Origin of the sequence: Bacillus sp. FSL R5-0560 (assembly GCF_037966305.1) — a bacterium.
In the GTDB taxonomy this organism is placed as follows: domain Bacteria; phylum Bacillota; class Bacilli; order Bacillales; family Bacillaceae; genus Bacillus; species Bacillus mojavensis.
On the sequence record NZ_CP150195.1, the window covers coordinates 3586473 to 3600568 of the forward strand.

The window sequence follows — 14096 nt, forward strand, 5'->3', positions numbered from 1 at the left end:
TGCCGGGCTGTTTTTTATGATCCAGGCAAAGCGGCTGCCTCACCTTCACGGTCATCCTTTACGAACAGAATGCCCAATTCATGATGTTCTCCCTCGTAAGACGCACGCTGATCAAAGCGAATCTCCCCGTTCAGGCCGATAATTTCAAGCTTCACATACGCACGGTTGCGCTGGAGCGCTTCATAAAAATCAGATACGTGCTTCACGGGCACACCGTTGACTTTCGTAATAATCTCTCCGATTTTTAATTCCAAGTCTTCAGCTGGTGTATTTGGTATAATACCAAGCACCATTAAGCCTTGATCACGCTTGGAGAAATAAAACGGGGCTGCATTGTCGTTTATCCTTTGCTTCACGGACAGAAAAATACGTCCTAATACAGCCGCACAGACTGCTGCACCCGCAAGCGGCGTCCACAGCAAACTCGCAGCACCGAGAGCGGAGACGATAAGCCCGAGAATACAGACTCGCTTCGCTGTAATTCTTATACTGGTTTCAGGAAGGGAGCCCTGCACCCTTTGGCCGAATCCGACAAAGTAAGGTATCCATAGAAAATGGAATGACCCTCCGGGAACGGAAAACACAGGCCACCAGCTAAGGTGTGATTCTAATCCATTGCCAGGTACAAGAATAAACAGCGGCAAAAGCCAAATACGGTTTGCAAGCTGCTGACCGATCGGCAAACCTCGGCTGCTGACGACCAATCCCGGTGATGTTTTCACATGGGCGGAACGATATGCAACCGCTCCTTCAGCGATAACCAGTAAGCCCAAAAACACCGCCAGAGCTGGCCACACGACTGCAAAGCCTTGCGGAAACCGATCCAAAAAAGGTTCAGTCTGATTCACTTGCAGTCCAAAACCTATCAGCATACTCACACTGACGATATATGCAGCAGACATCCAGTTTGCGCGAAGAGTGAGCGCTGCCGCTGCAGTCATAACAGCAATAATTGCAAGTATACCGAGAGGAATTGAAATTCCGAGTACCCCTAAAACAATAGACAAAAGGATACCAGGGATTAACCCTTTTGTGTATGTAAATTTCAGTTCATCATAAATATCTGCTATTCTGGTATGAAAGGTTTTTCGTTCACGTTTGATCCTCACATATCCGAAAGCCAGACTTACAATGACAAAAAACCAGAATAGCGGGTGCAAAAAGAACAGGCCCGCACTTTTTAACAGTTCAAATCCCCATTGAACAGACACTATCTTTCACCGCCTCAAGCCAAACATGTTACTCATATTCTATCAAATATTACATGGCTTGGATATCCTCAGGAGGGTTTATCTCTCTTGCGTCATCCACAGCGTGACATTCGATAGTGAAAAATCCTTTAAATAATGGTTTACATCCACGTCCAATAACCCGCTGATCAGGTGCATCGACCTCTTTATATCTGTCAGATTAATTCCTAATCGTTTATGATTTTTCATTAAGTAATTAAAATAATGCTTGGCACATTCTTCATTAATGTCATTGACCGATTCAACATTTGTGTAATTCACTAGATACCTGCTAAACAGCATAAGAAGACTTAGTGCTTTTGTAGCTGAAAATGTTACATCTTGTGTTCTGTCTTTTAATTGTTCCACTAATTCATAATATTTTTTTTCACGCACAATACTTGCCCTCTTCAATTGTGAACCCCCATTTTCTTTGTACAGATAAGCACGGGCCAGTATAAGCAGCAGTACTGGAGTGCTAACAAGCATTCTCGCTAACGTTCTTTAAATACCTGTAGTTCAGCTGCCATAAACCTGATTACTGTTCTTTTTAGAACCTTCTTATATTGTATGAAGTAAACAAAGACTAGGCAACTTGCAAAAGTTTCATTTTAAATGCATATTTTCTCGTTAGAAAGTCTCTCTCATATATTGATATCGGGTAATCCCGGTCCTTTATAAATGTTTATTTGTGAAAAATTTTTTAATATCTTGTCAAAAACTCAATTTTTATGTGACTTTTAGATTATTTATTCACTAAGCATAAAGAAACAGGAGATGGAACACCATCTCCTTTAATTGACAAATAATGATTTAAGCGCTGTTTGAAGCTGCAAATCATTTTCTTCATCTGATTTTTTCATTTCAATTAAATGATTTATTTTCTTCGCCGTGCGATTGTCAATCACACCTGTTTTAGCGAGCTTGTTTTGATCCTGAAAGGCCAAAACCGCTTTTTTCATTTCTTTGCTGAAATAGCCGTCTTCCCGACTTGGATCAAAACCGAGTCCTTTCAGTAAAACCTGTGCATGTTTCACATCTTCATTGTTCATATCTGCTTTAAGAGGCTCCTTGAGCTGCAATGGACCTGCGGAGAAATAATCAGGCTGCTTAATCGCAATGGTCGGCTTAACGCCCTTTTTATGAATCCAGTTCCCATTCGGCGTCAGCCACTTGTAAAGCGTCAACTTAATATTGCTGCCGTCTCCCATCGGTACAGCTTGTTGAACAGTTCCCTTTCCGAAAGACGTGTCACCTACAACATCATAATGCCCTGCTTCTTTTAATGCGCCTGCAAGAATTTCAGATGCAGAGGCGCTCCCCTTATCTGTGATGACATTGACGGGGTATGTTTTTTTATGGGTCAATGTTGAAAAATAACGTTTTCTATCTCCATTGCGTTCAGCAATCTGAATGTAAGGCTGATCCTTTGTAATGAAATGCTTAAGAATCTCTTCAACACTTTGGAGATATCCGCCCGGGTTTCCTCGAACATCCAGCACGAGGCCTTCAATTCCTTTTTTCTCGAGCTTGCCCAACGCTTTTGCAAAATCCTCCGCAGTATGCTCAGAAAAAGTAGAAATGGCGATATACCCGACAGAATGCCCCTGCACTTTTTTCTCTGAAGCAAACACTGTTTCAAGGGGAATTTCAGCTCTCTTAATGCGGAATGACAATTGCTTCTTCGTCCCTGGCCGCTGAATCTTTATTGACACGCTGGAACCTTTCTTTCCTCTTATTTTTAAGACAGCGTCATTTAAATCCTTGCCCGCCATCGATTCTCCATCAATACTGATGATTTCATCATTCGGCTTCAGCCCGGCTTTTTCCGCAGGAGATTGTTTAAATGGCGACACAATAATGATTTTGCCTTCTTCCACTCCAACCTCAGCCCCGATGCCTTCGAAAGAGGAATCAAGAGAATCAGAAAATTGCTTTGCTGTCTGCTTGTCCATATAGACGGAATAAGGATCGTTTAATGTAGACAGCATCCCTTGAATGGCTCCTTCAAGCAGCTTTTCTCTATCAACCTTTTCGACATATTCATTCGAAATCAAATCATATGCTTTTTCAATTTTATCCATAGCTGCAGCCCGATCAGAGTCAGCTTGAGCCGTTGCTGCAACAGCTGCGGCTTCGGGCTTTTCGGCTTCAAGCAGGTTCATTCCCGCATAAACGCCTGCGCCTCCGAACAGCATGCTCCCAGCCGCTATCACAGCGATTATTTTTTGATTCATACTTTACTCCTCCTGTATGCCAGACTGTCTTTGCAAAACCTAGAGATAGTATATGTAAAGGATGGAGATTTCATGTAATCATAGAAGAAAAAGAAGGCAAAAGAAAAAAGCCGTCCCGCAACCGGGATGGCTTTTTTGTGTTTATACTCGCAAAAACTTGCGGATGGAAGTCAAACTTCCCCATACTCCAATCACTGCGCCGATTGCAATCAATACAAGCGAGACTTGGAATACAAACGGATTATATGGAAGAAGAGAGACAAATGAGCCTTGAACCTTCGGAACGACCCATCCGATAACATATTGATAAGTGCTCAATACAAGCGCGATCGGAATGACTGAACCGAATACACCCAGCAGCAATCCTTCAAGGAAAAACGGCCAGCGGATAAACCAGTTCGTCGCACCAACAAGCTTCATGATTTCAATTTCTTTTCTTCTTGCAAAAATCGTAATTTTGATGGTGTTGGAAATTAAGAACATCGCCGTAAACAATAGGCCGATAATTAACGCGATTCCGATGTTGCGGGAAACGCCGACTACTTTAAACAAACGGCTGACCTCTTCTTTTCCGTAAGTAACTTTATAAACATGATCCATTTTTTCAATCTTTTTCGCGACACTTGGCGTATCATGCGGATCGGTCGTTTTCACGACAAACGCATCATTCAGCGGGTTTTCCTGATCCTGCATTGTCAGGGATTTTCCGCTGTCCCCAAAACTGTCAACTAACTGGTCAAGCTCTTTTTCTTTAGATGAAAAAGTGACACTTTGAATGCCGTTCAGGCCTTTTATCTCATCCTGCAGCTTGTCCTGTGCCTTCTTATCTGCAGTCAGATCAACCAATACCTTGATTTCGACTTCTTTTTCAGCATTCGTAGCCATGTTATTTAAATTCAGCATAATTACTAAAAACACGCCGACTAAAATCAGCGTAACGGTTACTGCACTAATGGATGCGAACGTCATCCATGTGTTTCTCCCGAGAGATTTAAAACTCTCACGCAAATGGCGCCCGAGAATTTTAATCATAAGAACCATACTCCCCTCTTGACTCATCACGCACAATGATACCATCTTCGATTGCAATGACACGTTTCTTAATGGTGTTTACGATTTCTTTATTATGTGTCGCCATTACGACTGTTGTTCCGCGGTTATTAATCTCCTCCAGCGTCTTCATGACTTCCCAAGACGTATCAGGATCAAGGTTTCCCGTAGGTTCATCAGCAATGACAACATCAGGACTGTTCACAATTGATCTGGCTATAGAGACACGCTGCTGCTCCCCGCCTGAAAGCTGGTCAGGGAATTGTCTCGCTTTATGCTTCAGCTGCACCAAATCAAGCACTTCAAGCACCCGTTTTTTAATGACAGACGGCTGTTCTCCAATCACTTCAAGGGCAAAAGCCACATTCTCAAACACAGTCAGTTTCGGGAGAAGCTTAAAGTCCTGGAATACAACACCTATTTTACGCCGCACGAAAGGAATCTCTTTTTCTTTAACCGAAGCGAGATCTTTATGATTGAGTAAAATTTGCCCTTTTGTCGGCTTTTCTTCTCTGTATATCATTTTAATAAAAGTAGATTTACCCGCTCCGCTCGGTCCGACAACATAAACAAACTCTCCGGGATGAATAGTAACTGAAATCCCGTTTAGCGCCTTTACACCGTTAGGATAGGCTTTGTATACTTCTTTCATTTCTATCATGAAATCACCTAATCTTTTATATCATTTTATGTCGCACGGTCATACTCTTCGAAAGCATTCGACAGTTTATGACCCATTCATTTGTAAAAAGATGAAAAATCTGAAAGTTTGATTTTCAACACACTTCATTATACGTCAAATTTAGACATAATACTATTACAGTTTCTTTTCATTCATCTTAATTCAGCATAAAAAAATCCTTGCCCAAGTCGCGGCAAAGATTTTCTGATATTACTTTTTCTCTGAGAGCCATTTTGCAATAGAAGCGGCTTCCTTATCATCTACAAGCCCCTTCGGCATATTGCCCCGTCCGTTTTTAATAATGCTTTCAATTTTTTCTTCGTCGTATTTGCCCCCAACCTCCTGGAGATTAGGTCCTGACACACCTTCTAAATCCTTGCCGTGGCAGCCTACACAGCTCTGCTGATATAATTCTTCCCCTTCAGAAGCAGTAGCTTCTGTTTTGCTGCTGTTGTCTGTCTTCTCTTCTTTTGCATCGTTAGAACCGCAGGCAGCCAGCAGGGCTGAAATTGCAAATACAAGCATTAGTATCGATAGTTTTGATTTCATGTTGAGAAGCACAACTCCTTTACGATCTCTTCCATATTATAACCTCGTTTAAGCGCGTTTGAAACCCTCGCCCAGCACCTCGCTTGCATCTGCTACAATCACAAAAGCAGTCTCATCAATCTGTTTGACGATTTGTTTCAATTTCGTGAATTCAGTTTGGCCAACCACGCACATTAAAATTGGTCGTTCGTCGTCAGTATATCCGCCGACTGCAGAAATTTTTGTAACGCCTCTGTCAATTTTTTTAAAAACAGCTTCCTTTACGGCCTGTTCTTGTTTTGTAATGATAAGCGCCATTTTAGAGCGGTTGAAGCCGACTTGGACGACATCAATGGTTTTACTTGATACATACACCCCAAGCATGGCATACAGTCCCTGCTCTATATTAAATACGATCATCGCCGTAACAACAATCAAACCGTCAATGATCGCGAGACACGTCCCTAATGACAGACCCGTGTATTTATGAATGATTTGAGCGGCTAATGCCGTTCCTCCCGTCGATCCTTTGCCTAAGTACACAATGCCGATTCCAATCCCGATGCCGACGCCGCCAAAAATCGCCGCCAGAAGCTCATGATGTGTAGCCGGCTGAATATCTCTCGTCAAAAACACGACAAGCGGCAAGAAGACAGAACCCGCAAGTGTCTTGAGTCCAAATTTACCGCCAAGCAAAATGATACCGGCAATGAATAAGGGAATATTAATGATCCACTGCACATAGGCCGCTTCAAAACCATATGACTGTAAAATGGTACTAATCCCGCTGACACCGCCTGCGGCTATTTTGTTTGGAAGCAGAAATACATTAAAGGACACTGCTGTAATTGCTGCCCCTATCAATATGTATACATAATCCCGTATAATCCGAAGACTTTTATTCCGTACATCCATCATTACAACCTTCCTCCGTTTCTTCCTATGCTCTCCGATAGCATTTTAATCCTTCCCCGATCAGATGTAAATAACACCCAAATACAGTGGTAATATGCTAAAGCAGCAGCGAAAGCAAGGATATGCAGGCAATAAAAAAACACACCTGCAGACACCAGGTGTGTTTCCCGCTTATGAAAGTTTAGAACGCAGGTATGCGTCAATAAATACGTCAATATCTCCGTCCATTACGGCTTGAACGTTACCCATTTCTGTATTGGTCCGATGGTCTTTTACCATGGAATACGGATGGAAAACGTAAGAGCGGATTTGGCTGCCCCAGCCGATTTCTTTTTGCTCACCGCGAATTTCATCCAGCTCTGCCTGCTGTTCTTCAATCCTGCGCTGATACAGCTTTGCCTTCAGCATTTTCATTGCTCTTTCACGGTTTTTAATTTGTGAACGTTCTGTTTGGCATGTCACAACCACGTTTGTCGGCAAGTGAGTAATCCGAACTGCTGAGTCTGTCGTGTTGACGTGCTGTCCGCCTGCTCCGCTTGCACGGTACGTATCAACTTTAATATCCTCCGTACGGATATCAATATCGATCTCATCGTTGAATTCAGGCATAACTTCACAAGATACGAATGAAGTGTGACGGCGGCCTGATGAGTCAAACGGAGAAATCCGCACGAGACGATGCACGCCTTTTTCCGCCTTGATGTATCCATAAGCGTTGTGCCCTTTAATCAGTAATGTGACTGACTTAATACCGGCTTCATCACCAGGAAGGTAATCGAGCGTTTCCACTTTAAAGCCGCGGCGCTCAGCCCATCTGGTGTACATTCTGAGAAGCATAGAGCCCCAATCCTGTGACTCAGTACCGCCTGCACCCGGATGCAGCTCCAAAATTGCATTGTTTTTATCATACGGCTCACTGAGAAGAAGCTGAAGCTCAAACTCATTGAACTCCTTCGTTAATGCCTTTAATTCTTTCTCAAGCTCAAGCTGGAGATCTTGATCCGGCTCTTCTTTCAGAAGGTCATGAGTCATTTGCAGTTCTTCATGGGATTCATTCAATTTTTTATAGGAATTGACATAATCCTTTAAACCATTTGCTTCATTGATGACCGTTTGGGCTTTTTGCTGATCATTCCAAAATTCCGGATCAGCCATTTGCTCATCTAGCTCAGCAATGCGGGTCTCCTTTGATTCGAGGTCAAAGAGACCCCCTAAAGTCCGCTAAACGAGAAGCCATATTTTCGAGCTCAACTCTAATTTCTGATAATTCCATTCCATTCACCTCATTAAAAGATCCGCGGGCGCTCGAAGCGCCGCGGTCAGCAAGCTTGCCCGAACGAACTATTCAGTCCGGCCGCAGCAATTTTTATATTTTTTTCCGCTTCCGCAGTGGCATGGCGCATTTCGGCCGATATCAACCACTTTACGAACCGGCGCTTTCTTTGCTTTTTTGTTTTCATCGCCTTCTTGCGGCTGATGAGCCGTGGTTTGGCCTTGTACAACCTCTTCACGCTCCAGATTATTTTCAATCTCAGCCTTCATCACAAATTTGGCAACCTCGTCTTCGATGGATTCAATCATATGCTCAAACATCGCAAAGCCTTCCATTTGATACTCACGCAGCGGATTTGTTTGCGCGTAAGCACGAAGGTGAATCCCTTGGCGTAGCTGATCCATTGCGTCAATATGATCCATCCATTTTGAATCGACGGCGCGAAGCACGATCACTTTCTCGAATTCTCGCATTTGTTCTTCGCCGAATTTTTCTTCTTTGTCATTATATTTGGTCTTGATGCGATCCATAATGAGCTCAAGCATTTCATCCGGCTCTTTGCCGAAGATGTCGCTCTTTTCAAGCGCGCCTTCGTCAAGGTAAGCCGTGTTAACAAGCTCAACAAGACCGTCAAGCTTCCATTCCTCAGGAAGCTCTTCTCTAGGCGTATAGGCCGCAATTGCCCGCTCGAGAGAAGACTTGATCATATTTTCTACGATTTCACGCAGGTTTTCAGAGTCGATGACTTCGAAACGCTGCTTATAGATAACCTCACGCTGCTGGCGGAGAACATCATCATATTGGAGAAGCTGTTTACGTGAATCGAAGTTATTTCCTTCCACGCGTTTTTGGGATGATTCAACCGCGCGGGATACCATTTTGCTTTGAATCGGAGTTGAGTCATCCATACCAAAGCGGTCAAGCATTGCCATTGTCCGCTCAGCACCAAATCTGCGCATCAATTCATCTTCCATAGAAAGATAAAATTGCGTGATCCCCGGGTCTCCCTGACGTCCTGAACGTCCTCGCAGCTGATTATCAATCCGGCGTGATTCATGGCGTTCCGTTCCGACAACGGCAAGTCCGCCAAGCTCTTTTACTCCTTCGCCAAGCTTAATGTCTGTTCCACGGCCCGCCATGTTTGTCGCAATCGTCACAGCGCCTTTTTGGCCGGCCTCTTCAATGATTTGCGCTTCTCGTTCATGGTTTTTGGCGTTTAATACCTGATGCGGGATACCTTTGTTTTTGAGCAGCTTTGAAATCAATTCAGACGTTTCGACCGCAACTGTACCGACAAGAACAGGCTGTCCTGTCATATAACGCTGGGCAACATCTTCTGCGACCGCTTTAAACTTCCCTTCCATTGAACGGTAAATTAAATCAGGACGGTCATCACGAACAACCGGCTGGTTTGTCGGAATCGTCACAACCTGCATGTTGTAGATGTTACGGAATTCCTCTTCCTCTGTTTTAGCCGTCCCCGTCATACCGGCAAGCTTTTCATACATCCGGAAGTAGTTTTGGAACGTAATCGTCGCCAAGGTCATGCTCTCATTTTGAATTTCAAGCCCTTCCTTCGCTTCGATCGCCTGGTGAAGCCCTTCGCTGTAACGGCGGCCTTTCATTAAACGTCCCGTAAAGGAGTCAACGATGACAACCTGACCGTCTTCTACTACGTAATCAACGTCCTTCTGCATGGCAACGTGCGCTTTTAAGGACTGGTTGATATGGTGGTTGAGCGCCACATTTTTCACATCAAACAGGTTGTCGATGCCGAACGCTTTTTCAGCCTTTGTCATTCCTTCTTCAGTGAGCTGTACACCCTTTGTTTTCACATCATACGTATAGTCTTTCTCTGCTTTTAACGTGCGTACAAAAGCATTTGCCTGCACGTACAGTTTTGTCGATTTTGCAGCTTGTCCTGAAATGATAAGCGGTGTTCTCGCTTCATCAATCAAAATAGAATCGACTTCATCAATTACCGCAAAATGAAGCGGACGCTGCACCATTTGCTCTTTATAAAGAACCATGTTGTCACGCAAATAGTCGAAGCCAAGCTCGTTGTTTGTAGAATAAGTGATGTCAGCCGCATAAGCTTCCCGTTTTTCATCTTTTGACATTGAGTTCAAATTCAGTCCGACAGTTAAACCGAGAAACTCGAAAATTTTCCCCATTTGCTCTGCGTCACGGCTCGCCAAGTATTCATTGACTGTCACGACGTGCACGCCTTTTCCAGATAAGGCATTTAAATAAACAGGCAGAGTAGACGTTAATGTTTTACCTTCCCCTGTTTTCATTTCGGCGATATTCCCGTCATGAAGAGCAACGCCCCCCATAAGCTGGACTTTAAACGGGAACATGCCGGTTACGCGGCGAGAAGCTTCCCGAACAACTGCGAATGCTTCAACAAGAAGATCATCAGTTGTCGCCCCTTTTTCAAGACGCTCTTTAAATTCAATTGTTTTATTTTTTAGCGCATCATCAGAGAGATTTTCATAGTCTCCCCGAATCGCATCAATATCGTTAGCTATTTTTTCGTATCTATTCAGCGTACGTTTTGTTGGATCAAACATTTTATTTAAAATTCCAAGCATTTATAACGCTCCTCTATCATCACATGCCTGTTTGACAAGCATGTATAAATAATTTACTAGTCCATGTATACCTCTCATTATCATATCATACCTTCTCTAATTTCCAAAGAATTTGCAAATAAGAAAAAACAAAAACCTTCCGTGAAAATCACGGAAGGCTGCTCTTCATTATTCAGTCGGTTCAATCAGGCCATATTTCCCGTCATTTCTGCGATACACGACGTTTGTAAGGTTTGTTTCCGCATTTGTGAAAACAAAGAAATTATGGCCGAGCATATTCATTTGTAGGATTGCTTCTTCATTATCCATCGGCTTTAAATTAAAGCGCTTCTGACGGACGATTTCTAAGCTTTCATCCTCTTCTATTTCGTCCTGAACCGCTATATCTGTATCAGAGCCGAGACCGTTTGCCAATGCAGATTTCGGAAGACCCTGCTCACGGAATTTGCGGTTTACTTTTGTTTTATGCTTACGGATTTGACGTTCCAGCTTGTTTGTAGCGAGATCAATTGCATTGTACATATCCTCGTTATGCACTTCAGACCGAAGCGCCAGATCTGTCATTGGAATCGTAACCTCAACCTTAGACTCCTTGTCATTGTAAAACTTCAAGTTGACGTTCACATCGGCATTTACACTTTGCTCAAAATAACGCTCCAGCTTGCCGATCTTCTTCTCGACATGATCCTTTAACGCGGATGTCACCTCAATATTTTCTCCTCTGATGTTATAGTTCATCAAAGAACGCCTCCCTTTTATTAAGGATATGTATCTATTTCTCCTTTACCCTTTACAATTCCTGCTGAAACGTAAACCTTTTGTGAAAATTCAGTGAACTCTGTCGAATTGTGCCGATTTATGCTGATGCTCCTATGGTGACGGGAGGTATATGTATATGCTGGTAATAAGAAAAAATGCCTTACACAAAGTCAATTGATCACAAAGGGCTCCATACATCGATGAATGGACAGCATCCATTTCCTATAATGATTCAGAAAATGTCCTTTTAAATACTCGCAAAATTCATGAGAGGGGAATGAGAAAGAAACCAATTGATCAAATTCTGCAAAAATCTCGTCAAAAGCCTTAACGCATACTTCTGCGCACCGCGTGTTCATCACGAAAAGAAGAGTTGAATGGGTGGAATCCAAATAAAAAAAGGCTTGGATCAGATCTTGGTAGATCCGATCCCCTTCTGTTTTTGATAAATTCTGTTCCGCCTCTATCAAATAGCACAGCCCTTCCTCAATTGTAAAAAGAAGATGATAATAAGCTGATAAAAGCGTATAATCTTCAATGCTCTTCAAGGCACTCACCTATTTACGCTTGTCATAATATCTGCCGTCAATTGTGATGTTGTTATAAGGGTTTAAATACGTCGTATGCATCGCGCGTTTTCTTTTCACCTGCTGAAGTTCTGCTGCGATTGACTGCTTCAGTCTTTCCATTTCCTTCACAATAAGCTGATCCCATGTCAGCACGAGTTTCATTTGCTTCTTTTCTTCTTCCGAGAGCGGCAAAGAGATGTCCTCAATGAGTTCATTCCGTTTTGCCACAAAGTCCTCAATTTGCTTTAAAAGTTCATCGCTCTCTGGTGTGTTCTGTATATGTGACAGCATACTTTTCGTTTCAATTGATAATTGATCTATTTGTTTCATGCAATTCCGCCTGACCCATGCCGGTCCTTTCGTTCGATTTGAATGGCCTGCTTCCATGCATCTCGAAAATCTGTCACATACCCCTCAACTTCTTCCAGTATGCTCTTGTCACTTTTTATATTTGCCTCTACCAGTCTTCGGTAAATATAATCGTACATCGCACCCATTGAACCGGAAAGCTCTATGTTACGGTTAAGCGTGCCATTTAATTCCTGAATGATATTTTGCGCTTTAATCAGATTTTCATTTTTACGTTCTATATCATTATTCTCAATGGCCTGGCATGCAAGTTTTATAAATTTCAGACAGCCATTATACAGCATAAGCGTCAGTTCACCGGGCGTAGCGGTATTCACTGAACTTTGCTGATAAGCTGCATAAGGATTTTGGATCGCCATGTGTCATCCTCCAAATTACATTTATTGTACAAGAAGCTGTGATAAATAGGACGCTTGTTCGTTCATTTTTTGAATTGCTGAATCCATTGCACTGAATTTTTTATAATAACGGTTTTCTACTGTGTTCAATCGGTCCTGCATATCGCTGATTTCAGTACTGATGGAACGCAAATTCTTCCCAATTGAATAGTCGCTTGCTCCCATTGTTGAATTGCCGGCTTTTGCTTCAATGCTTTTCACTGTACTTCTCAGTGTGTCGCCGATACGTTTCATAATCCCTTTATCACTATAGGCACTGCTGTTCGTTCCGTTTGTAAATAAGGCGGCAACACTTTGCGGATCTTCTTGTATTTTTGCTTTCAGTTTGTCTTCATTAATCTCTAAATGGCCCCGCAATTGATAAGCACTTGAGGTTGTGATGCCAAATTCAGTTAATTGATAGGTTTTCCCATCTGCATTAACTTGAGTATAAAAGTCAGTCCGCATTTGGTTCGTGCCGGTGCTGATGCTGGAATCATTTCTCAACAAACCGCTTTTTGCCTTCTTCTCCCAGAGTTCTACCTCTTTATCAGACATTGCTTCTTTTTGTTCACTCGTCAGCGGAGTATAGTCTCTGAATTTTTCTTCCTTGAGCTTTTCATTCAGGCTGTCAACCAATTCATTGTATTTATCTACAAACTCTTTAATTTGGTTATAAATCCCGTCAACGTCAGTAGAAACAGATGTGGTAACAGGGCCTGTGGCTGCAGTTGTATTTTTGATCGAGTAGGTAACGCCATTAACCGTAAAGTTGTTTGTCAGCTTCTCCATTTCAAAGCCATTAATTGTGACCTTTGCATTTGTTCCTTCTTTGTAAGCAGTGAGCTTATTATCAGCGTCTAACGAAAAACCAAGCTGACCGGACATAAAGTCGGATGTAGCAGAGTCTGCTGCCTGTATGCTGCCTCCTGCACCTGTTGCTTTAGAAGAAAACGCAATCGTTTCTACATACTCTGTACCATTCCATATTTTATCTTTAAATGCTGATACTCCTAGATCTGAGCTGTTAAGTTTAGAAATCACATTATCAATCGTATCGGCGCTCGTCACACTGATGTTCACTGTTTTTGCCGTTGTCTCGCCAGGCGCCACAACGTTAAATGCCAAATTATAATCGCCTTGTGTGTATCCCGTATAATTATTTGCCTTATACGTTGCTGCAGTTGCCAAACTCGCTACTTCAACAGTAGAAGAAGAGTTTGGCGCACTTGCGCTTCCTGTAGCAGTTAACACAGACTCATTGGAGCTGGTCACAGTTTTGCTCTGATACGTGCTCGGATATGTCAACGTATTTTTAGACATATAATCTTGTAGTTCTTTTATTTTTGAGTTGACTTCACGATAGCTATCACGCTGCCATTCAAGCGTCTGCTTTTTTTGTGTCAGCTTATCAAGCGGCGCTCTTTCTGTCTGCATCAGCTTTGATACGATATCATCTATATCCATTCCTGACGCCAAACCTGTTATTCTCGTGACCATTCCAAACCACTCCT

At 42.7% G+C, this 14096-nt stretch carries 14 protein-coding genes; all 14 read right to left on the reverse strand.

All coding sequences use genetic code 11. The features are described 5' to 3' along the window. Positions 1 to 14 precede the first annotated feature (14 nt). The 14 genes from NST56_RS18805 to NST56_RS18870 all read right to left on the reverse strand — a co-directional run bounded on the left by NST56_RS18805 (position 15) and on the right by NST56_RS18870 (position 14082). The gene (locus tag NST56_RS18805; RefSeq protein WP_168748859.1) at positions 15 to 1211 is read right to left on the reverse strand and encodes a S1C family serine protease; all 1197 of its coding nucleotides are present in this window, start codon (positions 1209 to 1211) and stop codon (positions 15 to 17) included. Between the two features lie 78 nt (positions 1212 to 1289). Continuing rightward, positions 1290 to 1643, reverse strand: coding sequence for a swarming motility protein SwrAA (gene swrA, locus NST56_RS18810; protein ID WP_015251121.1), 354 nt, complete (start codon positions 1641 to 1643; stop codon positions 1290 to 1292). A gap of 380 nt (positions 1644 to 2023) precedes the next feature. After that, on the reverse strand, positions 2024 to 3466 hold the full coding sequence (locus tag NST56_RS18815) for a S41 family peptidase (RefSeq protein ID WP_010332045.1): 1443 nt from the start codon (positions 3464 to 3466) through the stop codon (positions 2024 to 2026). A gap of 141 nt (positions 3467 to 3607) precedes the next feature. Beyond that, positions 3608 to 4498: a permease-like cell division protein FtsX gene (ftsX, locus tag NST56_RS18820; RefSeq protein WP_168748860.1), complete on the reverse strand. Its 891-nt coding sequence runs from the start codon at positions 4496 to 4498 to the stop codon at positions 3608 to 3610. After that, the gene (gene ftsE / locus NST56_RS18825; protein WP_010332047.1) at positions 4491 to 5177 is read right to left on the reverse strand and encodes a cell division ATP-binding protein FtsE; all 687 of its coding nucleotides are present in this window, start codon (positions 5175 to 5177) and stop codon (positions 4491 to 4493) included. The genes ftsX and ftsE overlap by 8 nt, the downstream gene beginning before the upstream one ends. Positions 5178 to 5408: 231 nt before the next feature. Then, positions 5409 to 5747: a cytochrome c551 gene (gene cccB, locus NST56_RS18830; protein ID WP_010332048.1), complete on the reverse strand. Its 339-nt coding sequence runs from the start codon at positions 5745 to 5747 to the stop codon at positions 5409 to 5411. Positions 5748 to 5795: 48 nt separating this feature from the next. Continuing rightward, a complete protein-coding gene (locus NST56_RS18835) occupies positions 5796 to 6641 on the reverse strand; it encodes a YitT family protein (RefSeq protein WP_010332049.1) in 846 nt (281 codons plus the stop codon). A gap of 171 nt (positions 6642 to 6812) precedes the next feature. Continuing rightward, a protein-coding gene (gene prfB, locus NST56_RS18840) for a peptide chain release factor 2 (RefSeq protein WP_099043490.1) occupies positions 6813 to 7914 on the reverse strand; the annotation gives its coding sequence in 2 pieces (ribosomal slippage) (positions 6813 to 7841 and positions 7843 to 7914; 1101 coding nt in all). 68 nt (positions 7915 to 7982) lie between these two features. Continuing rightward, positions 7983 to 10508, reverse strand: a complete 2526-nt coding sequence (secA, locus tag NST56_RS18845) for a preprotein translocase subunit SecA (protein WP_010332051.1) — start codon at positions 10506 to 10508, stop codon at positions 7983 to 7985. Between the two features lie 168 nt (positions 10509 to 10676). Then, positions 10677 to 11246, reverse strand: a complete 570-nt coding sequence (raiA, locus tag NST56_RS18850) for a ribosome-associated translation inhibitor RaiA (protein WP_010332052.1) — start codon at positions 11244 to 11246, stop codon at positions 10677 to 10679. Positions 11247 to 11437: 191 nt separating this feature from the next. After that, positions 11438 to 11815 (reverse strand): hypothetical protein, encoded by a 378-nt coding sequence (locus tag NST56_RS18855; RefSeq protein WP_010332053.1) that lies wholly within the window; start codon positions 11813 to 11815, stop codon positions 11438 to 11440. A gap of 9 nt (positions 11816 to 11824) precedes the next feature. Continuing rightward, on the reverse strand, positions 11825 to 12166 hold the full coding sequence (locus tag NST56_RS18860; protein ID WP_106021960.1) for a flagellar protein FliT: 342 nt from the start codon (positions 12164 to 12166) through the stop codon (positions 11825 to 11827). Continuing rightward, positions 12163 to 12564 (reverse strand): flagellar export chaperone FliS, encoded by a 402-nt coding sequence (gene fliS, locus NST56_RS18865; RefSeq protein ID WP_010332055.1) that lies wholly within the window; start codon positions 12562 to 12564, stop codon positions 12163 to 12165. The genes NST56_RS18860 and fliS overlap by 4 nt, the downstream gene beginning before the upstream one ends. A 21-nt stretch (positions 12565 to 12585) precedes the next feature. After that, positions 12586 to 14082, reverse strand: coding sequence for a flagellar hook-associated protein 2 (locus tag NST56_RS18870; protein ID WP_326331474.1), 1497 nt, complete (start codon positions 14080 to 14082; stop codon positions 12586 to 12588). Positions 14083 to 14096 lie beyond the last annotated feature (14 nt).

Coding starts and splice junctions, on each gene's coding strand:
- cccB (WP_010332048.1), bottom strand. CDS start 5,747: ATGAAATCAAAACTATCGATACTAATGCTTGTATTTGCAATTTCAGCC.
- NST56_RS18860 (WP_106021960.1), bottom strand. CDS start 12,166: ATGAAACAAATAGATCAATTATCAATTGAAACGAAAAGTATGCTGTCA.
- NST56_RS18870 (WP_326331474.1), bottom strand. CDS start 14,082: ATGGTCACGAGAATAACAGGTTTGGCGTCAGGAATGGATATAGATGAT.
- NST56_RS18835 (WP_010332049.1), bottom strand. CDS start 6,641: ATGGATGTACGGAATAAAAGTCTTCGGATTATACGGGATTATGTATAC.
- raiA (WP_010332052.1), bottom strand. CDS start 11,246: ATGAACTATAACATCAGAGGAGAAAATATTGAGGTGACATCCGCGTTA.
- secA (WP_010332051.1), bottom strand. CDS start 10,508: ATGCTTGGAATTTTAAATAAAATGTTTGATCCAACAAAACGTACGCTG.
- NST56_RS18815 (WP_010332045.1), bottom strand. CDS start 3,466: ATGAATCAAAAAATAATCGCTGTGATAGCGGCTGGGAGCATGCTGTTC.
- ftsX (WP_168748860.1), bottom strand. CDS start 4,498: ATGATTAAAATTCTCGGGCGCCATTTGCGTGAGAGTTTTAAATCTCTC.
- ftsE (WP_010332047.1), bottom strand. CDS start 5,177: ATGATAGAAATGAAAGAAGTATACAAAGCCTATCCTAACGGTGTAAAG.
- fliS (WP_010332055.1), bottom strand. CDS start 12,564: ATGGCGATCCAAAATCCTTATGCAGCTTATCAGCAAAGTTCAGTGAAT.